Here is a 20,215-nt window from a genome sequence, read left to right on the forward strand (position 1 = left end):
CCACATTTATATCTACTAGTTTCAAAAATAAATAGAATATCTATTTAAAACATTATGGAACTAGTATTACATTCCTAAGGAGGAAATATATAAAATGGCAAAGACTAACTCTTACAAAAAAGTAATCGCTGGTACAATGACAGCAGCAATGGTAGCAGGTGTTGTTTCTCCAGTAGCAGCAGCAGGAAAATCATTCCCAGACGTTCAACCTGGTTCTTGGAGTGCAGAGTACATTGATTATTTAGTAGCAAAAAAAGCAATCGAAGGTAAACCAGACGGAACATTCGCTCCAACTGAAGCAATTGACCGTGCTTCTGCTGCAAAAATCATGGCAATTACATTAGGTTTAGAAGTTAAAGAAGGTGCAAAACCAACTTTCAAAGATGCTCAAGATTCATGGGCTGCTAAATATATCGCAGCTGTTGAAAAAGCTGGCATCATTCAAGGGGATGAAACTGGTAAGTTTAATCCAAACAACCAAATTAATCGTGCTTCTATGGCAACAATGATCGTAAAAGCATACAAATTAGATGGTAAAGTAAGCGGAGAATTAGAAACTAAATTCTCTGATTTAGAAAAACACTGGGGTAAAGACGCTGCTAACATCTTAGTTGCTTTAGATATCACTAATGGTACTGGTAATGGTTGGGAGCCAGATAAAGCTGTAACTCGTGCAGAAGCTGCTAAATTCATTGCTAAGACTGACATGCAGTTCGGACAAAAAGCAGAAGCTAAAGTTGAGTCTATTAAAGCAATCAACGCTAAAGAGATCGAAGTTAAATTCGGTACTGAAGTTAAAGATGTAACTGCTGCAAACATTGCAGTTGTAGAAGGTTCAAAAGAACTTGATATTGAAAAAGTTGAGTTAAGCAAAGATAAAAAATCAGCAACTATTACATTAAAAAATGCACTTGTAAATAAACAAGCTTATGTTGCACATGTTAAAGATGTTAAATCTGTAGATGGAAAAGACATTCCAAAAGCATTAGAAGTAATCTTCTTTAACGATGAAGTAGCTCCAACTGTATCTACAGTATCTACTCCAGACGGAAATGTTAAAGTTGTATTCAGTGAAAAATTAAGCAAAGATGCAGTTACTGTTGTTATTAACGGTAAGGAATTCACAGCTACACCTGAAGATAATACAGTTACATTAACAAAAGCTGATGTTGCATCTGTAGTTAAAAACGGTGAAGCATTTAACGTAATCGTAACTGGTGCTAAAGATTTAGTTGGTAACACAATGGAAATGTACGAAGGTAAAGCTACTTACAAAGTAGAAAAAGATGTTACAGCTCCAGAAGTTAAAGAAATTAAAGTGAAAGAACTTGCTGAAGGCGTAGCTACATTAGAAGTTACATTCTCAGAAGAACTTTCTGCAGAAGGTAAAGTAGTAGTTAAAAAAGGTGATAAAGTAGTAAAAGATGCTACAATTGCACTTGATCAAGATACTACAAAAGCACTTGTTACAGTACCAGGAGCTCTTACAGATAAAGAAACAGCTGCAAACCTTACAGTTGAATTTGTTGGTTACAAAGATGCAGCTAACAATGTAGGTACTAAAGTAACTAAAGAAGTAAAAGTTACAAAAGATGTTGTAGCTCCTAACTTCGTAAAAGTTGAAGCTGATGAAAATAAAGCAGCAACACTTACTTTCGATAAAGAAGTAACTGCGCAAGAAGGAAAACTTCGCGTAATTAACTTAGATACAAGTAAAGATGTAACTAAAGATGTAACTGTAGATGCAGTTGAGAATAATAAAAAAGCTATCAAATTAACATTCACAGAAAAAGGTAACTATAAAGTTGCTGCTACAAAAGGATTTGTAAAAGATTCAGCTGGTAATGAATCTGCAGCATTTACTAAAGAAGTAAAAGTTGTAGAGAAAAAAGATGAAGGTAAAAAAGATGAAGTAGCACCAAAAGCAACTAAAGTTGAGCGTGTTGCAGATAGCAAAACTAAGTTTACAGTAACATTTGATAAAGAAGTAAAAGGTGGCCAAGGCGCTGATTCAGCTTCTAATGTAAACAACTACACTTTAGCTGGTGCTAAATTACCAGAAGGTACTTTAATCGTTGTTAATGCTGATGGAAAATCAGTAACAATTGAATTACCAGAAACATTCACTTTCGAAAAAACAGAAACAGTGAAATTCACAGTAGCTAACGTTGCAAATAAAGACGGAGTAAAAATGGGTACAACAAACTTATTAGTAAATGTTGTAGATACAAAAGCTCCTGAATTCAAATCAGCTAAAATTACAAAAGTTGATGCTAAAGAAATCACTTTAACATTCTCTGAAGCTGTAAACATTGATACAAATGACTTCACAGTTGATTTAAACGGTGTAGCATTAACTGTAGCAAAAGCTGACGAAAAAGCAGAAACTGTAGTTCTTAAAGTAACAGCTCCAGCAGATGTTAACTTAGCAACTGGTACAGTAACAGTAAAAGCTAAAGAACTAGAAAATAATGCTAAATATGAGTTCAAGACTACTGACAAAGCAGGAAATGCACTTGCTGCTTTCAAATCAGTAACAGCAACTCGCTAATTGAAATTTATTTCAATGAAAAGAGTCCACAACATGTGGACTCTTTTTTTATATTAAAATTCTTATATAATGCTCTTTGCAAAATAGATCATATTTTACAAATTAATAGTTTATGCTATTGAGAAACAAATAGAAAGCGTTTTCGAAAATAGAAGAACACCTCATGAATATGTAAAATATTTGTAAATTTAATCCTTTTTTTGTTAAAAAATCATTCGAAAAGAAGAATATAATGTCGAAATGCAATAGTTTCAGTCGAATAAAGTCTGAAAATTGTATTTATTGTAAAAAATATTAAAGTGATGAAGTGGAAATATGTGCTATAATTCCAATTGTGTATTCGATATGAAAAATATACGAAGCGCAGTGAGAGTGGTTTATAGGAAAACAGTTTATTCATTTCTATATGTAAGTATTATTGATATCCTAATAATACAATTAAAAGACTGAATTATCAGAATGTGTCGAATCTTCTTTTGAGAAAGTTCTTGATAACGAACAGTTTTGTATAGTATGATGAACTTGTTTCAGAAAATGGTATTTAAACCTTATATTTACATCTTCCGGTTTATATCATTTTTTTATGTGAACTACTTTTCATTATAGTATTTTTGTTTATGTTTTTATTGTTTTATGGCTTTTCTATCTAGCTAGTTTTCAAATTTAATATGATATGAAACTAGTAGCATATTCCTGAAGGAGGAAATTTATAAAATGGCAAAGACTAACTCTTACAAAAAAGTAATCGCAGGTACAATGACAGCAGCAATGGTAGCAGGTGTTGTTTCTCCAGTAGCAGCAGCAGGTAAATCGTTCCCAGACGTTCCAGCTGGTCATTGGGGATTAGATTCTATCAATTACTTAGTAGATAAAGGTGCAATCGAAGGTAAGCCAGATGGTACATACGCTCCAGCTGAAGAGATTGATCGTGCTTCTGCTGCGAAAGTTATGGCAATTACATTAGGTTTAAAAGTTGAAGAGGGTGCACAACCATCTTTCAAAGATGCTAAAAATCATTGGGCTTCTAAATACATTGCAGCTGTTGAAAAAGCGGGTGTTGTTAGAGGTGATGGTAAAGAAAACTTCTCTCCAGATAAAAAGATTGACCGTGCTTCTTTCGCTTCTATGATAGTAGGTGCTTATAATTTAAAAGATAAAGTTAACGGCGAGTTAGTTACAAAATTTGAAGATTTATTAGATCATTGGGGTGAAGAAAAAGCTAACATTCTAATCCACCTTGGACTTTCTGAAGGAACAGGAGGAAACAAATGGGAGCCAAATAAATCTGTATCTCGTGCAGAAGCAGCTAAATTTATCGCAGTAGCAGATAAAAAGTATGGCAAAAAAGATAATGCACAAGCATATGTAACTGATGTGAAAGTTTCTGAACCAACGAAATTAACATTAACAGGTACTGGTTTAGAAAAACTTGCTGCTGATGATGTAACTCTTGAAGGAGACAAAGCTGTTGCAATCGAAGCGAGTGCTGATGGTACTTCTGCAGTTGTAACACTTGGTGGTAAAGTAGCTCCAAATAAAAATCTTACTGTAAAAGTGAAAAATCAATCATTTGTAACGAAATTCGTATACGAAGTGAAAAAATTAGCAGTAGAAAAACTTACATTTGATGATGATCGTGCTGGTCAAGCAGTTGTCTTCAAATTAAACGACGAAAAAGGTAACGCTGATGTTGAATACTTAAACTTAGCAGACCATGACGTCAAATTTGTAGCAAATAATTTAGACGGTTCACCAGCATACATCTTTGAGAATGGAGAGGCAACTTCTGCTACAGGTAAACTTGGTGTTGGTCTTTCACACGGTGACTATAAAGTAGAAGTACAAGTTACAAAACGCGGTGGTCTAACAGTTTCTAACACTGGTATTATTACAGTGAAAAACCTTGATACACCAGCTTCTGCAATTAAAAATACTGTATTTGCGGTAGATGCAGATAAAAACGGTGTAGTATACGGTAATAAATTGACTGGAAAAGACTTCAAACTAAACAGCCAAACGTTAGTTGTTGGTGAAAAAGCACAGATCCATAACGTAGTTGCTACAATTGCTGGAGAAGATAAAGTAGTTGATCCAAACTCAATTAGCATTAAATCTTCAAATCACGGCATTATCTCTGTAGTAAACAACTACATTACAGCTGAAGCTGCTGGTGAAGCTACACTTACTATTAAAGTAGGCGAAGTTACAAAAGATGTTAAATTCAAAGTAACGACTGATTCTCGTACTTTAAAATCAGTAAAAGCTAATCCAGATAAATTACAAGTTGTTCAAAATAAAACATTACCGGTTACATTCGTAACAACTGACCAATATGGCGATCCATTTGGTGCTAACACAGCTGCAATTAAAGAAGTTCTTCCGAAAACAGGTGTAGTTGCAGAAGGTGGATTAGATGTAGTAACGACTGACTCTGGTTCAATCGGTACAAAAACAATTGGTGTTACAGGTAATGAAGTGGGCGAAGGAACAGTTCACTTCCAAAATGCTAACGGCGAAACTCTAGGTTCATTATATGTGAACGTAACAGAAGGTAACGTTGCATTTAAAAACTTCGAACTTGTATCTAAAGTAGGTCAATATGGCCAATCACCTGATACAAAACTTGACCTAAATGTTTCTAACACAGTTGCATATCAATTATCTAAGTACACTTCAGATCGCGTATATTCTGATCCTGAAAACTTAGAAGGTTATGTAGTTGAATCTAAAAATCCAGCAGTAGCTACAGCTGACATTGTTGGAAATAAAGTTGTTGTTAAAGGTTTAAAACCAGGTAAAGTTGATATCCACTTAACGAAAAATGGTGCAACTGCTGGTAAAGCGACAGTTGAAATCGTTCAAGAGAAAATCGCTATTAAATCTGTAAACTTCAAACCAGTTCAAACAGAAAACTTTGTTGAGAAGAAAATCAACATCGGTACTGTATTAGAGATTGAGAAGAGTAACCTTGATGATATCGTAAAAGGTATTAACTTAACGAAAGATACACAACATAAAGTACGCGTTGTAAAATCTGGTGACGAACAAGGTAAACTTTACCTTGATACAAATGGTAATGCACACTTCGACTTATCTGATCAAGAGCTTGGTTATGTAACAGTATCTCAAACAAGTGATTCTGTACTTCCAAACTTCAAGTCAGACATTTACAATACTTTAACTACTAAGTACACTGACAAAGGTACATTAGTATTCAAAGTATTAGGCGAGAAAGATGTTCTAACAAGCGAAATCGGTTCACAAGCTGTACACGTGAACGTTCTTAACAACCCAAATCTATAAGTTGATTATAGATAAAGTGAAAAATCAGTGGGGATTCATCCCCACTGATTTTTTAATAGAAAGAAGCCTCTTGTAAAAATACAAGAGGCTTCTCTTTATTTCTTAAATTTAAACATATCCCCACTCAAATTCGAATCACTATACACGAACAATACCATGTTAATATTGTTGTCTTTAATGTATTGATATACATCTTTTTCGTGATAGTGACGCAGGTCGAGGATAGATGTATGTTTAAAGCTTTGTGCTAAGTGTGGCACGATTGCGTTTGCGAATGAGTCTTTTAGGACTAAGGCGCGTACTTCATTTGGTGCATTGTTATTTTCGATGACGATTTCTGGATAGTCATCCGTGTAATAACCTGCGTATGATGTTGTATCTTTTTGTTTTTCTACGCCGTATATGTCATCTAAGTTTTGATGAACAGTACCTTTCACATCTTTTGCATTTACGCTTGTGAAGTTGAAACCGTCTTTCGGTGTGTAGTAGCACAATTTTTCACCATTGGCATCAATGAGTTGGTATAGCTGGTTGTTGAAGCTTCCAACTAAATGTTTATTTTGCGCACATGTACGAGTGTAGTCTTCTTTTTTTATTTCTTTTCCTTTATATATAGAAGATTGTTGCCCGATTGTGTTCATTATATATTGGTAGCCTAAGAAGGCACCGTCCATATTCCAATGGTGATCTGTTTTGAAATACATGTCCTGTATTTCTTCGTTTGTATAGTTCTGTTTCAAGTGTTCCATAAGTTTTATTGGCTTTACGTCTGCTGGAAGTTTCTTTAGAAAATAATTTAAATTTTCCTCTGCATATGTGTGAATATGAGAAGGTAATTTAAATGATAATGCATTCGTTTTTGACGGTGGTAAAGCAAAGTAAAACTCAACGTTTTGTTCTTTTGAAAACTGAGATAAGTCATTTATAGCAGGCATGGATTGGTCAATTTCATTATATTTTTTTGTCCACGCCGGGTTTTTTAGGAGCCATTTATCATCAGTTAAAATAATGTCGTTAATGAGAGATTTGCCCATATTAATTTGAGCAACCGTATAGTTTTTAATAAGCTCATCTCGTCCGATTAGTTGATCATTTGTGTATGTTTCAAAATCTTTAAAGAAGCTACCAGTTAGGAGAGCTTCTTTCGTAAGTGCTGGTTTTTGAGCGAGCGGCCGATTTTCAACTGGTGAAATGTCTCGGTCTGTTTTGAGTAACGATAATATGCCAAATGAAAAGATAATGGTGAGAAAACCAATAAACAGGATGAGGTTCCCCAATTTTTTCATAATAACTTTTCCTTCCTACATCAGTTAAAACCTGAAATAAATAAATGGATTATATGTTGAGTTAATCAAGTACATAACCGAAATCATAAATAATGTTAGTAATAATATAGGACGTATAAATTGCATTGTGAACATATACGTTTTTGGTGCAAGTTCTAGTATGTTTTTAATTCGTTTTAAAATTGGTGTCGCTGCGATAAAGGCGATGATAAATACGATGATGTATTCATGTACGTATAACATTGTATTGTCATCGATGAAAGATTGCCCACCTATGCCGAACATCGCTTTTAAATATTGGAACGAGTAAGCGAAGTTGTCAGCTCGGAAGAAGACCCAACCGATCATAACAATTACTAATACGTATGCATGTTGCAGCGGCTTCCATAGTTTGTTTAATATTTTTTCGAATCCAGCTTTTTCAATTGAAATAATAAAGCCGTAATATAAGCCCCAGGCGATAAATGTCCAGCTCGCCCCGTGCCATAAACCTGTTAACCCCCATACGATGAAAAGGTTACGATAATTCGCTAGTTTTGAAACGCGGTTTCCGCCGAGAGGGATATATATGTAATCGCGGAACCAAGAGCCGAGTGTAATATGCCATCTTCTCCAAAACTCTGAAATAGATTTAGAGATGTACGGATAGTTGAAGTTTTTCGGGAAATCAAATCCGAACATTTTTCCAAGTCCGATTGCCATATCAGAATACCCTGAGAAATCGAAATAAATTTGTAGGGTATAGGCGATAATACCGATCCATGCCGTTCCAACACTTATTTCAGATGGTGGTAAGGCGAAGATTTTATCAGCGACAAATCCAACTTGGTTGGCGATTAATATCTTTTTTGCTAGTCCGAGAACGAAAATTTGAATACCTTCTGTGAATCGTTCAAAAGAATGGATGCGCGTTTTAATTTGCTCAGCGACAATATTGTAACGAACAATTGGTCCGGCAATAAGCTGAGGGAAAATAGAGATATATAGCGCTAAGTTAAGTGGATTTTTTTGAACATCCCCATCTTTACGGTATATATCAATGACATAGGACATCGCTTGGAATGTATAAAATGAAATTCCAATTGGTAGTGGGATAGGTTCCACATGAATAGATAAGTGCAATACATTGTTTAAAATGTCTGTGAAAAATGAAATATACTTAAAATAAGAAAGTAATAAAATATTTCCGACCACAGCCATAATTAAAAATGTGACTTTCATATTTTTTCGTTTATCATAATGATGCACGAGTAGGCCAAAGCAGTAGTTTAATACGATTGAAAAGAGCATTAAAAGAACGAAACGCGGTTCGCCCCATGCATAGAAAATTAAACTAAATGCAAGTAATACGAAATTACGTAGCTCTGCACGCACTATAAAATAGAGAAATAATACGAGAGGTAAAAAGATAAATAAGAAAATCGAACTACTAAATACCAAAGGACTCTCCTCACTTTTTCGAAATACATTTCGTACAAAAAAACCGACATATCTATTATATATTCTTTTATATAATAGTGCCTTTAATATTTTAGCATGTTAATAAATCGATTAAAATGATTATTCTATATAAATGGTTTCTAATTTTATACGTAAGAAAGGTGTGCTATTAAGTGTTTTTTTAATGAAAAAGAAGGTATTTGAGTGATTTATGGGAATTATTAATTTTGAGATAAGAGAAATGGCATAATTAGGGAGGAGAAGAATGAGTAAATTCGGATTGTATGGTAAGTTTATTGTGGAAGAAAGTAACCGGGAAGAATTAACGAATATTTTGCTAGAGGCGGCGGAATCGATGAACTCACTTCATAGTTGTGAGTTGTATATTGTAAGTACTTCTGATGACGAGCCGAATGCTGTATACGTTTTTGAAGTATGGAGTAATGAAGAAGCACATAAAGCATCTTTAACATTAGAGTCTACACAAAATTTAATAAAGCGAGCAAAACCAATGATTACTGGAGCAGAAAGAATTAGTACTTTGAATGCTAGAGGCGGTAAAGGATTGGAATAGAAAGAAGCAGCATCCAAATGGATGCTGCTTCTTTCTTATTCTATTTCTAAATCAACAATTAAGTAAGCAAGTATCACAACAAAGAAAATACTAACGGCTGGTGCTGTTAATACGTGTCCAGACATAAAGCCGATACCGAGCGATAGGACGAGTGTGCTAGCTAGTAGCATATGTTTTACGCTAAATAGTTTCTTGAAGTTTGTGATCAAGCGAATGAATATTTTAATACCGAAATAAAGTAGCGGCAGTAAATACATAAGGAAGCCGACAATGCCGAATGCGAAGAATAGGTCGTGGAAATCCATTTCGACTAACTTCATTTTCGTTGTATAGTTACCAGCGTAGCCCATTCCAAAGAGTTTTTGAGATAGTGGTGCTTCTTTATAGTATTGTTTGTATACTTTTAAAAACTTGTCACGATCACTGTAAATTAAACTTTTCATTTCAGAGTCTGTTAGTTCACCCTGCTTATGTTCTTCTTCTTTAACTTCTTTTCCTTCTTTTCGATCCTTTTCGTCTTGTACTGATTTTTTGTATTCATATATTTGTAAGTGGATGCTCATGTTTTTTGCGATAGGGGTTTGCGGTGTAAGGACGAATAAACCACCTAATACGACAGCAGCAACAACTGTGTTTACAAGATATGTAAATCCTTTTCCTTCTTTTTTACGATGCATCATATATTCAATGAATAAGAAGAAAAGAGCGATGCCAAGTGTAATAACGATGGCACCATAGCCTACTTTCGTTCCGATCATAATGCTTGCATACATCGCAAGTACAGTTGGAATCCAGTAATACACTTTTGAGAAAGAAGTTGTTTTATGTACCGAGTATAAAACAACGATTGGGAACATAATTGCGAAAATGGAACTTAAATCATTACCAGCAAAGAACCATCCTCTTGAACCGATCTTTGAGTTCGGATAGCTTGGGAAATCTGTACCAGTTGACATTGCCACGATGATTGAAATACTTAAAATTAACGTTGCATATAAGAAATACGTAATGATTTTATGAAACGCAAATTCGTTATTCTTTAGTTCTTTCAGTGCGATAATATATCCAAACAGTAGTACAATTGGATATACACTTTTCAAAATAAATTTCACTTCTTCTCCAAATGAAACTGGAGATTTGACCATTAAATTATTCACAAGGCCGATTGCGAGTACGATGCCAAAGAGACATAAATAAAGAATATATTTTCTCGCACCTTGTTGTTTATGATGAAGAAGTAGATAACCTAATGCAAGAAGCATAAAGGCGAAACGGACTACGATTCCGACTGTTGCGCTCATGTGCAATACATAGATTGAAAAAGACGTTAATAAATCTAAAATTGGTTGAAACACGATGAATAGCAGTAGGAAATGCGGGAAGTAGTTATCCGTCTGTTTTAACTTAGTAACCATATGTTCCTCCATTTCTTCATTCCTTTATTTCAGCACCCCTCTATTAATAGGAAGGGGAATGAATTTCTATATTTAATTTTTATATCAGACTTAAGAATACACCATTTCATTGTAATGGTAAATAGATGAAGAGAGGGGATAAAACGACTTTAATTTCTATATTTTTCAACGAAATTGTATGTTTTATACAAGGTTATATACAAATTACGAGATTATTAGACAGAAAATTAAGAAAAAAGAAGGGTTTTTCACCTCCTTTCTATAATTATATAAGTATAATCTTTATGTGGAAAAGAGGGGTATATATAATGGAAGTAACAAGTAAAACAGAATCTGTTGTTGTGAAGTATGAAGGGCGCGTTGCAACGGTTATGGTCAATCGCCCAGAGGTGTTAAATGTATTAGATGAGCCAACGTTAAAAGAGCTATTACAAAAACTGAAAGAAGTAGCGGAGAGTTCGGCGCATATTGTTGTGTTATGCGGGAACGGCCGTGGTTTTTCTGCGGGTGGAGATATTAAATCGATGCTTTCAAGTAATGATGAAAGCAAGTTTGATGGTATTATGAATACTATTTCTGAAGTTGTCGTGACTTTATATACGATGCCGAAGCTTGTTATTAGTGCTATTCATGGACCAACTGCTGGTCTTGGATTAAGTATTGCGCTAACAGCTGACTATGTGATGGCAGATATATCATCGATTATTGCGATGAACTTTATTGGAATCGCTTTAATTCCAGATGGAGGCGGCCATTTCTTCCTTCAAAAGCGCGTTGGTGAAAATATGACGAAGCAAATTATTTGGGAAGGAAAGAAATTATCAGCAACAGAAGCGCTGGATATCGGTTTAATTGATGAAGTAATTGGCGAGGACTTCCAAACGGCTGTGAAGCAAAAAATTAGTGAATGGTCACAAAAGCCAATTAAAGCAATGATTCAAACGAAGCAAATTTTATGTGAAGTAAATCGCTCCAATTTAGAACAAACATTGCAGCTTGAAAAACGCGGTCAATATGCGATGAGACAAACAGCTGATCATAAAGAAGGCATTGCCGCATTTTTAGAAAAACGTTTGCCGGCATTTAAAGGGGAATAAAGTGTAGTGGTAGTTTTACTGCCGGTTAATTTAGGGTAAAGGGGAGAAAGTGCTAACACATTTTAGTATAATTGTGTTAGCACTTTTTTTTAAGGAGTAATATATGAAAAAAATTATCGGTGTTATCAGCATGATTGTAATAGCATATTATGCTTTGCATAGTACACCATCTATGGCGGTGCGAGCTGCTTTGTTTTTTGAAGGACATCCAAGCGTTGCGTTTTCTGGCGGGGTGACGAAAGAAAAAGTTGTGAAAAAAGAAGCAATTCCAGCTGAGTACCAAACTTTATATGGTAAGGAAGAAGAAGGATCAGAGCACTATTTCTTTCCGCACGTAAGAGCAAAAGGATCAGGAATTGATATGATTAGTGCATGCGTGACGAAGAAATGGTTTTTCTATACAGCAGAGCTCGGATGCTATTAAACATAGGAGGATGAATGATGTCAGCATATAACAAGTTAGTAAGAGACCGTGTTCCAGAGAAGATTTTAATGTCTGGAAAAACATATACAGCACAAAAATTAACAGGACAAGCATACATACAAGCTTTAGCGAAAATTGGAACAGAAGAAATTCGTGAATTTGCTTCTATGAAAGAGCGTGAACATGCGCTTGATTCTCTTGCGGATGCACTGGAAGTGATCATTTCATTAGCGCGTGCAGAAGGTGCAACAATTGAAGACATAGAACGTCTTCGTAAGCAAAAAGAAATAGAGCGTGGCGGGTTTGAAAGAGGCATTTATTTATTAGATGTTTCAGAAGAATAGTTTTATAGGGAAAGCATAGCGTTACGCATTAACGCTATGCTTTTTTGTTGCAAATAAACTAATAATGAAGAAGATAGCTGTTAATACCCAGCCAATTGTAATAGAAGTAGTAGTATGAACTGCATAAGAAACTTGTAAACAAAATAATGATGCTAAAAACCAAGTGAGTACAATGTGTGCATGTTTTTTGGATATATTCATATTTTATAACTCCTTTTGTATACTAAAGTGAATTTTACTATAATTTAGAAAATTAAGCTATATGAGTAGAGGATTTATAGTAAATTCGGTATACTAAATAATAGAAAAAATGAGGAGGAAACGACAATGGCACATCATGCGAAAGAAACGATGGAATTGATTAAGGAGCTTGTCTCTATTCCAAGTCCGTCTGGAAATACAGAGAAAATTATTCGTTTTATTGAAAACTATGTAAGTGAGTGGAATGTAGAAACGAAGCGTAACAATAAAGGGGCTCTTATTTTAACAGTAAAAGGGAAAAATGATGCACAGCACCGTTTATTAACAGCACACGTTGATACGTTAGGTGCGATGGTAAAAGAAATTAAGCCTGACGGTCGTCTGAGTCTTTCTATGATTGGCGGATTTCGCTGGAACTCTGTAGAAGGGGAATATTGCGAAATTGAAACATCAAGTGGCAAGACGTATACAGGAACGATTTTAATGCACCAAACATCTGTACATGTATATAAAGATGCAGGTGAAGCGAAACGCGATGAGAAAAATATTGAGGTTCGTATTGATGAGCGCGTATTTTCAGCTGATGAAGTACGTGAATTAGGAATTGAAGTAGGAGACTTCGTTTCATTTGATCCACGCGTTCAAATTACAGAGAGTGGATACATAAAATCACGTCATTTAGATGACAAAGTAAGTGTTGCGATTCTATTAAAATTAATTAAGAGATTACAAGATGAAAACGTAACATTACCATATACAACTCATTTCTTAATTTCTAACAATGAAGAGATTGGATACGGTGGTAACTCTAATATTCCAGAAGAAACGGTTGAATATTTAGCGGTTGATATGGGGGCGTTAGGTGATGGACAAGCATCTAACGAGTATACAGTATCTATTTGTGCAAAAGACTCTAGTGGTCCGTATCATTATGCACTACGTAAACATTTAGTAGAGCTTGCGAAAACGAACAATATTGAATATAAAGTAGATATTTATCCGTACTATGGATCGGACGCATCAGCTGCGATTCACGCTGGATTTGATGTGAAACATGCATTAATTGGAGCGGGTATTGATTCTTCTCATGCATTTGAGCGTACACATGAAAGTTCGATTGCACATACAGAAGCACTTGTTTATGCATATGTATTATCAGAGATGATTGCAGAATAAGAAAAGAAATAGGCTACTTCTAGTAGCCTATTTTTGTTTGCAGAGAAATCGACTTTATTTAATAAAAAGTAAATTAATTGTAATTTATTTTACAATATTAAGAAAGTAGGTTTACTACATAATTCGAGTATTATAAAATGATAGAGGCGCACTAATTTTTTTTGTTCGGATTTGTCGAAATTTATATATTAAGATTACGCGTTATTAAAAAGATGATTGTCGAGAGGAGTATTATTTTTTATGAAGTATCGTGCAGTCGCGGCAGGTATTTTAGCCGCAAGTTTATTATCGTCTCCAGTAAGTAGTTTCGCAGCAGCGAAGAAGTTTTCGGATGTTCCTACATGGGCGCAAGAATCAGTTGATTATTTAGTAGGAAAAAAAGCGCTTGATGGAAAGCCAGATGGAACGTTTTCTCCATCTGAAGCAGTAGATAGAGGATCAGCTGCAAAAATTTTAGCAGTCGTTCTTGGTTTACCAGTTGATCCAAAAGCAAAGCCATCTTTTAAAGATGCACAAAACCATTGGGCAGCCCCTTACATTGCTGCAGTGGAAAAAGCAGGTGTAATTAATGGGGATGGTACTGGTAAATTCAATCCATCAAGCCAAATTAACCGTGCATCTATGGCATCTATGTTAGTACAAGCATACTCATTAGATAAGAAAATTATTGGAGAACTTCCAACACAGTTTAAAGATTTGGAACCTCATTGGGGTAAGAAACAAGCTAATATTTTAGTAGCCTTAGAGATTTCTAATGGTACGGGAAATGGCTGGAATCCTGAAGGAACTGTAACTCGTGCAGAAGCAGCTCAGTTCATTGCAAAGGCTGATGAAAATAAAACAAATACATCAAAAAGAATGTATATGAACAGAAACTTTATTACATATCATCAACCATCATTATCATCTGGTATTACTGACGTTCAGCATAAGCCACAAATGGTTGAAGTGACAGAACAAAGAGCGGACGGCTGGTTGAAAATTGTAACAAGTAAAGGTGAGAAGTGGACACCTCTAAAAGAAAAAACAGAAACGATTAATGAAGGATTTACTACTTATGAAACAGCTTCACATAGTTCTAAAGTGCTAGGTACATATGATGCACAAACAGTAACGGTTATGGAAGAGAGTGGCAGCTGGATTCGTATCCGCGTAGGCGCTGGTTTCCAGTGGGTTGATAAAAATCAATTAAATCCAGTAAAACAAGAGAACTTCTTAGAAGGTAAAGCAATTATTATTGATCCAGGTCACGGTGGAATTGACTCAGGTAATGTTGGTTATTATGAGAAAGAAAGTGAAACTGTATTAGATGTATCATTACGATTAAAGAAAATCTTTGAGCAAAAGGCACCATTTACTGTTATGTTTACTCGTACAGATAATACACGTCCAGGAGTAAACTCAACAGATTCATTGAAAAAACGAGTAGAGTTTGCTCAGGAACATAATGGAGATATTTTTGTAAGTATTCACGCTAATGGTTCTGCAGAGAAAAATGGACAAGGTACAGAAACATTATATTATCAGTCAGCAAGAGCAAAAGTAACGAATCCGCATGTAGAAGACAGTAAGTTATTAGCACAAAAAATTCAAGACCGTCTTGTAGCAGCACTTGGAACAAAAGATCGTGGTGTGAAACATCAGGACTTATACGTAACTAGAGAAAATACAATGCCAGCTGTATTAACAGAATTAGCATTTGTAGATAATAAAAGTGATGCAGATAAAATTGCTACACCAAAACAGAGACAAGCTGCAGCGGAAGCGATTTATCAAGGTATTTTAGATTATTACGAAGCAAAAGGTAATAGCGTATCTTCTTTCCGTTAATAAATAAAAAGAGATTGCCAAAAGGCAGTCTCTTTTATTTATTAACGTTTCTCTTTATTTCCGGCATGTGATATCATTTAATTTTATACGAAAAAGTATTGTAGCAATTGTAATCATAACAATTTTAAACGATAGAGGATGATCATAGATTGAATAATCATAGTAAAACACCTGCATGTATATATACGTATGCATTTCGCGAGGAGGAGCGTGCTTTATGTTACTTGGAAATGCGCTCGTTCTTTGGAATGGAGTCTCACGTTAATATTCTGAAAAGTAATGTCAAAATTGATCCGAGTAGAAGTGCGTTTATGAAAGAGCGCGTTGAGGTTATGTATGAAGGAGACGACTTAGAAAGTATTCTAAAACAAGTGGAACAAATTGATTTGGCGGGGGCGTCGTTTAAAGTTATCTTCGTTAAAATCAATGACCTGGTTGGAGAAAATAAAATTGAATATGGGGAAAGACGTCTCATTGAACGAGACCTTGGCATGCATATTGAAGGAGAAGCAGACGTTCGTAATCCAGAGCGTGTATTCGGGATTGTTCCTCTTGGAGGACGCTGGTACTTCGGACACTATGTAGAAAGCGAACCAGTTTGGTATCATCACATAAAAAAACCACATAGCTATTCGACTTCTCTTAGCACACGTGTTGCGAGATCAGTTGCAAATATTGCGGTGCCTAATCCAGAGGGAGTAAGAGCGATTGACCCGTGCTGCGGCATTGGAACAGTAGTAGTAGAAGCACTTTCTATGGGGATAAATATCGTTGGTAGAGATATAAATCCACTCGTGGTTCTTGGAACGAGAAAAAACATCGCGCATTTTGGGTTTGAAGGAACAGTAACAAAAGGCCCAATCGAGGAGATTACTGAGAACTACGACGTTGCAATTATCGATATGCCATATGACTTATTTACGCACGCAACACCAGAAGATCAATTCTCGATTCTTTCAAGCGCGCGTCGCATCGCTAAAAAAGTAGTCGTTGTCACGATGGAAACAATGGACGATATGATCCATGAAGCAGGATTTGAAATTACAGATCACTGTATCACAAGAAAAGGATCATTTACTAGACAAATTCTTGTTTGTGAATAAGAAAAGAAGGTCACCCGTTTGGGTGACCTTTTTTGCTTTGTATTGATGTGTGATTGGTTGGTAGTGTAGATAGATAAATTTAAAAAACCGCCGATATATTGTGTTGAAGCGCTGATAAATTTAAAAAATCGCTGATATATTCCGAGAATCGCCGATATCGTTACATTAGAATGTTACTGTTCTTTTAATTTCTCTTGTTGTGCAATGAGTAAATTACGCAAGACGTGTCCGCGGTAACTTTCTAGTTTGCGTCCTTCATGATAGCGCACGCCTAATTTCTTTAGTTCAGCTACGTACCAACCTTTTGTTCCGTAGTACATTGGATCACTTCCTTTTGCTTTTGAACAGTATATGTGGTGGGGGGAGAGAATTTTCTTTATTATTCATGAAATTTGCGAAAGTGATTATTGAATATTCTGTCTACTTGTATTATGATTAACTTATTATCGGATGACAGTGATTAGCCTCTCTGCAAGCCCGGGTATATGTTTTGAAAAGAAAATAGCGGAACTTCTTTCCACTTGAACTTCCTTAGCAGGAGGACGAGCCATAAGGATAGGGGCAGTAAAATTCAATGCGGTTGTATGCGTTGTTTTTCTGGCTCTTTTTATTTTTTACTTAAAATAGGAGAGGATTTAAAGAAAGCGTTATCAATGGGGTGTGGCGCACGTTCATGCTAATGGAGGGGCTGGTGAATTGTTTGGCTAAAGAGAAAAAGGAGTTACAGAAAGATTTAAAAACACGGCATATAACAATGATTTCAATTGGCGGGGTTATCGGGGGCGGTTTGTTTGTAGGAAGTGGAACGATTATTCAATCGTCGGGGCCGGCAGCGATTTTGTCCTACATTATTGGTGCTTTAATGGTTGTGCTCGTGATGCGGATGTTAGGAGAGATGGCAGCGGAAAATCCTGATAGTGGTTCTTTCGCAACGTATGCGAACAAAGCAATTGGACCGTGGGCCGGGTATACGATCGGATGGTTATATTGGTTTAACTGGGTCATTATTATCGCAATTGAAGCGGTGCTTTTAGGCGTAATGATCAATAATTGGTTTCCTTCGATTCCAGCATGGATCGCGAGTTTATGTATGGTTCTATTAATGACGATGACGAATGTGTATTCAGTAAAATTGTACGGTGAGTTTGAATATTGGTTAGCGTTTATTAAAGTGGTGGCGATTGTTGCGTTTTTAATTTTAGGAATTTCGATGTTCTTTGGTCTCGTTCCAGGGGTAGATAGACCGACTCTTTCTATTATTACAGAACACGGCGGTTTCTTCCCGAACGGAATTGTTCCTGTTTTACTGAGCGTTGTGTTTATTTCATTCTCGTTATCAGGGAGTGAAGTTGCAGCGATTGCAGCCGGAGAATCGGAAAATCCAGAGAAGAATGTTATACGAGCTATTAATAGTGTAGTATGGCGTCTTATGCTTTTCTTCGTCGGATCAGTAACGATTTTAGTTCTGTTTATTCCGTGGACGGATAAGGAATTATTAAAACTTCCGTATGCAAGTTTATTTAATATGGCAGGAGTACCTGCAGCCGCAGAAATTATGAATGGTGTTGTATTTTTATCACTACTTTCTGTTATGAACTCAGGGATTTATACGAGTTCGCGTATGTTATTTTCACTTGCAAAAAAAGGTGATGCTCCTTCTGCTTTTTCAAAATTAAATAGTAGAGGGACGCCGGTTATCGCAATTTATGCGAGTATCGTATTTGCATTTATTTGCGCGATGTTGAAATTTATATCTCCTGATAAACTGTTTGCATTTTTAGCGAATAGTTCGGGCGGGGTAACGATGCTGATGTATATGTTCGTTGCCGTTTCACATGTCAAGTTAAGACGAGAAAGGGAACTCGAAGGGGCTGGGAAGCTGAAAGTGAAGATGTGGTTATTCCCTTATCTCACATATGCAACGCTTTTGATGATTATTACGATATTTGTTTCACAAGCGTTTATAGCAGATATGCGAATGCAGTTTTACATGACATTACTAGCTACGATCCTAGTAATCATCAGTTACTTTTTAAGGGTTAGAAAAATAGATAAGCAAAAGTTGAATGAGTTTACGATGATAAAAGATTCGGAAATTAGCCTAGAAAAAGAATAAGAAAAGGGGTATATACTATGTTGAAAGAGAAGAAGGATATTACAACTACAAAATCTAGCATATTACATGAAAGAAGAAAGAATGCGGTGCCAGAAGGGCCTTACAATATTACAGAGTTGTATGTGCAGTCAGCAAAAGGCGCAATTATTACGGATGTAGATGGCAATGAATTAATCGATTTTGCAGGCGGAATTGGTATGCAAAATGTCGGGCATTGTCACCCGAAAGTAGTAAAGGCAATTCAAGATCAAGTAGAATCTTCTATTCATAGTTGTTTTCACGTAGCACCTTATGAAAGTTATATTACACTGGCGGAAAGACTGAATGAGTTAACGCCAGGTGATTGTAAGAAAAAAACGATGTTTGCTAATAGCGGTGCGGAAGCGATAGAAAATGCGGTGAAGATTGCTAGAAAAGCTACTGGAAGAAGTGCGATTGTTTCATTTGAGCGTGCATATCACGGGCGTACACTGTTAACGATGTCACTGACAAGTAAGGTGAAACCATATAAACATGGATTTGGTCCGTTTGCATCAGAAGTATACAAATTACCATATCCGTACTATTACCGCGCTGACGAAGGATTGACGCAAGAAGAAGTAGACGCGCAAATTTTAGCATATTTCGAACGCTTTATGTTAGAGGAAGTAGCAAGTGATACTATCGCTGCGATTATTTTGGAACCGCTTCAAGGAGAAGGCGGGTTTATCGTTCCGACGACTACGTTCATACAAGGTGTTCGAAATATTTGTGATAAGTATGGAATCATTATGATTGCAGATGAAATTCAAACTGGTTTTGCTCGTACGGGAAGTTTATTTGCAATGGATCATTTCGGCGTAGCTCCTGATTTAATGACTTTTTCAAAATCAATTGCTGCTGGTATGCCGCTTAGCGCAGTAACAGGAAGAGCAGATTTGATGGATGCACCTGGACCAGGTCAATTAGGTGGTACTTTCTCAGGAAGTCCGGCTGCTTGCGCGGCTGCATTAGCTGTTTTAGATGTAATTGAAGAAGAAAATTTAGTAAATCGTGCTGTAGAAATTGGCGAGCGTATGATGACAGTGTTTCATAGCTGGAAAGAGAAATACGAAATAGTTGGTGATGTGAGAGGCCTTGGCGCTATGACTGCCATTGAGCTTGTAAAAGATAAAGGGACGAAAGAGCCAGCGTCAGAAGAAGTGAAAGCGATTATGAAAGAAACGCATAGTAAAGGGGTTATTACGATAAGCGCAGGTATTTATAGTAACGTACTTCGCTTCTTACCACCTCTCGTTATAACGGATGAACAGCTTGAAGAAGGACTTACTATTTTAGAAGCAGCAATTGCAAAACTATCAAAATAAAAACGGCGG

General features: G+C 35.9%; 15 protein-coding genes and 1 pseudogene. 11 read left to right on the plus strand and 5 right to left on the minus strand.

Features of this window, described 5'->3' with window-relative positions; genetic code table 11:
* Window positions 1-94: 94 nt before the first annotated feature.
* Window positions 95-2,551 (plus strand): S-layer homology domain-containing protein, encoded by a 2,457-nt coding sequence (locus tag DN390_RS13445; protein WP_147807544.1) that lies wholly within the window; start codon window positions 95-97, stop codon window positions 2,549-2,551.
* A gap of 714 nt (window positions 2,552-3,265) precedes the next feature.
* A complete protein-coding gene (locus tag DN390_RS13450; protein ID WP_147807545.1) occupies window positions 3,266-5,854 on the plus strand; it encodes an S-layer homology domain-containing protein in 2,589 nt (862 codons plus the stop codon).
* Window positions 5,855-5,949: 95 nt separating this feature from the next.
* Here DN390_RS13450 and patB1 read toward each other — a convergent pair whose 3' ends face one another.
* Window positions 5,950-7,140: a secondary cell wall polysaccharide O-acetyltransferase PatB1 gene (gene patB1, locus DN390_RS13455; RefSeq protein WP_147807546.1), complete on the minus strand. Its 1,191-nt coding sequence runs from the start codon at window positions 7,138-7,140 to the stop codon at window positions 5,950-5,952.
* Window positions 7,141-7,164: 24 nt separating this feature from the next.
* Window positions 7,165-8,580 (minus strand): MBOAT family O-acyltransferase, encoded by a 1,416-nt coding sequence (locus DN390_RS13460; RefSeq protein ID WP_147807547.1) that lies wholly within the window; start codon window positions 8,578-8,580, stop codon window positions 7,165-7,167.
* A 265-nt stretch (window positions 8,581-8,845) separates the two neighbouring features.
* Here DN390_RS13460 and DN390_RS13465 point away from each other — a divergent pair, with 265 nt between their 5' ends.
* Complete coding sequence (locus tag DN390_RS13465) at window positions 8,846-9,154, plus strand: putative quinol monooxygenase (RefSeq protein ID WP_147807548.1); 309 nt, start codon at window positions 8,846-8,848, stop codon at window positions 9,152-9,154.
* 35 nt (window positions 9,155-9,189) lie between these two features.
* Here the strand turns inward: DN390_RS13465 and DN390_RS13470 are convergent, their stop codons facing one another.
* A complete protein-coding gene (locus DN390_RS13470) occupies window positions 9,190-10,569 on the minus strand; it encodes an O-antigen ligase family protein (protein WP_147807549.1) in 1,380 nt (459 codons plus the stop codon).
* Window positions 10,570-10,853: 284 nt separating this feature from the next.
* Here DN390_RS13470 and DN390_RS13475 point away from each other — a divergent pair, with 284 nt between their 5' ends.
* The 3 genes from DN390_RS13475 (at window position 10,854) to DN390_RS13485 (ending at window position 12,434) form a co-directional block, all read left to right on the plus strand.
* Window positions 10,854-11,666: an enoyl-CoA hydratase gene (locus DN390_RS13475; RefSeq protein ID WP_147807550.1), complete on the plus strand. Its 813-nt coding sequence runs from the start codon at window positions 10,854-10,856 to the stop codon at window positions 11,664-11,666.
* A gap of 103 nt (window positions 11,667-11,769) precedes the next feature.
* Window positions 11,770-12,090 carry a hypothetical protein gene (locus DN390_RS13480; protein WP_147807551.1) on the plus strand — a complete coding sequence of 107 codons (321 nt, stop codon included), beginning with the start codon at window positions 11,770-11,772 and terminating at the stop codon, window positions 12,088-12,090.
* A gap of 17 nt (window positions 12,091-12,107) precedes the next feature.
* Window positions 12,108-12,434 carry a nucleoside triphosphate pyrophosphohydrolase gene (locus DN390_RS13485; RefSeq protein WP_060629731.1) on the plus strand — a complete coding sequence of 109 codons (327 nt, stop codon included), beginning with the start codon at window positions 12,108-12,110 and terminating at the stop codon, window positions 12,432-12,434.
* A 21-nt stretch (window positions 12,435-12,455) separates the two neighbouring features.
* Here the strand turns inward: DN390_RS13485 and DN390_RS13490 are convergent, their stop codons facing one another.
* Window positions 12,456-12,635 (minus strand): hypothetical protein, encoded by a 180-nt coding sequence (locus DN390_RS13490; RefSeq protein ID WP_147807552.1) that lies wholly within the window; start codon window positions 12,633-12,635, stop codon window positions 12,456-12,458.
* A 126-nt stretch (window positions 12,636-12,761) separates the two neighbouring features.
* On the opposite strand from DN390_RS13490, the gene DN390_RS13495 reads away from it, so the two are divergent.
* From DN390_RS13495 to DN390_RS13505, 3 genes are all read left to right on the plus strand, one after another.
* Entirely contained in the window at window positions 12,762-13,811 is a 1,050-nt protein-coding gene (locus DN390_RS13495) for a M42 family metallopeptidase (protein ID WP_147807553.1), read from the plus strand.
* A 240-nt stretch (window positions 13,812-14,051) separates the two neighbouring features.
* Window positions 14,052-15,641: an N-acetylmuramoyl-L-alanine amidase gene (locus DN390_RS13500; RefSeq protein WP_147807554.1), complete on the plus strand. Its 1,590-nt coding sequence runs from the start codon at window positions 14,052-14,054 to the stop codon at window positions 15,639-15,641.
* 149 nt (window positions 15,642-15,790) lie between these two features.
* Window positions 15,791-16,744: a TRM11 family SAM-dependent methyltransferase gene (locus tag DN390_RS13505; protein WP_147807555.1), complete on the plus strand. Its 954-nt coding sequence runs from the start codon at window positions 15,791-15,793 to the stop codon at window positions 16,742-16,744.
* Between the two features lie 173 nt (window positions 16,745-16,917).
* Here DN390_RS13505 and DN390_RS13510 read toward each other — a convergent pair.
* Window positions 16,918-17,117 (minus strand): annotated as a pseudogene (locus DN390_RS13510) (YflJ family protein); the annotation flags it as partial.
* 318 nt (window positions 17,118-17,435) lie between these two features.
* Between DN390_RS13510 and DN390_RS13515 the strand changes: the two are divergent.
* Together DN390_RS13515 and gabT are read left to right on the plus strand one after the other, a co-directional pair.
* Entirely contained in the window at window positions 17,436-18,860 is a 1,425-nt protein-coding gene (locus tag DN390_RS13515; RefSeq protein ID WP_098288963.1) for an amino acid permease, read from the plus strand.
* Window positions 18,861-18,877: 17 nt separating this feature from the next.
* Window positions 18,878-20,206 carry a 4-aminobutyrate--2-oxoglutarate transaminase gene (gabT, locus tag DN390_RS13520; RefSeq protein ID WP_061687413.1) on the plus strand — a complete coding sequence of 443 codons (1,329 nt, stop codon included), beginning with the start codon at window positions 18,878-18,880 and terminating at the stop codon, window positions 20,204-20,206.
* Window positions 20,207-20,215: the final 9 nt, after the last annotated feature.

Source organism: Bacillus sp. SH7-1 (assembly GCF_008042405.1).
GTDB classification, from domain to species: Bacteria; Bacillota; Bacilli; order Bacillales; family Bacillaceae_G; genus Bacillus_A; species Bacillus_A thuringiensis_N.

Bases quoted from the DNA above. Each gene is read 5' to 3' on its own strand.
- DN390_RS13445 (WP_147807544.1), top strand. From the start codon at position 95: ATGGCAAAGACTAACTCTTACAAAAAAGTAATCGCTGGTACAATGACA.
- DN390_RS13450 (WP_147807545.1), top strand. From the start codon at position 3,266: ATGGCAAAGACTAACTCTTACAAAAAAGTAATCGCAGGTACAATGACA.
- patB1 (WP_147807546.1), bottom strand. From the start codon at position 7,140: ATGAAAAAATTGGGGAACCTCATCCTGTTTATTGGTTTTCTCACCATT.
- DN390_RS13465 (WP_147807548.1), top strand. From the start codon at position 8,846: ATGAGTAAATTCGGATTGTATGGTAAGTTTATTGTGGAAGAAAGTAAC.
- DN390_RS13470 (WP_147807549.1), bottom strand. From the start codon at position 10,569: ATGGTTACTAAGTTAAAACAGACGGATAACTACTTCCCGCATTTCCTA.
- DN390_RS13475 (WP_147807550.1), top strand. From the start codon at position 10,854: ATGTGGAAAAGAGGGGTATATATAATGGAAGTAACAAGTAAAACAGAA.
- DN390_RS13480 (WP_147807551.1), top strand. From the start codon at position 11,770: ATGAAAAAAATTATCGGTGTTATCAGCATGATTGTAATAGCATATTAT.
- DN390_RS13485 (WP_060629731.1), top strand. From the start codon at position 12,108: ATGTCAGCATATAACAAGTTAGTAAGAGACCGTGTTCCAGAGAAGATT.
- DN390_RS13490 (WP_147807552.1), bottom strand. From the start codon at position 12,635: ATGAATATATCCAAAAAACATGCACACATTGTACTCACTTGGTTTTTA.
- DN390_RS13495 (WP_147807553.1), top strand. From the start codon at position 12,762: ATGGCACATCATGCGAAAGAAACGATGGAATTGATTAAGGAGCTTGTC.
- DN390_RS13500 (WP_147807554.1), top strand. From the start codon at position 14,052: ATGAAGTATCGTGCAGTCGCGGCAGGTATTTTAGCCGCAAGTTTATTA.
- gabT (WP_061687413.1), top strand. From the start codon at position 18,878: ATGTTGAAAGAGAAGAAGGATATTACAACTACAAAATCTAGCATATTA.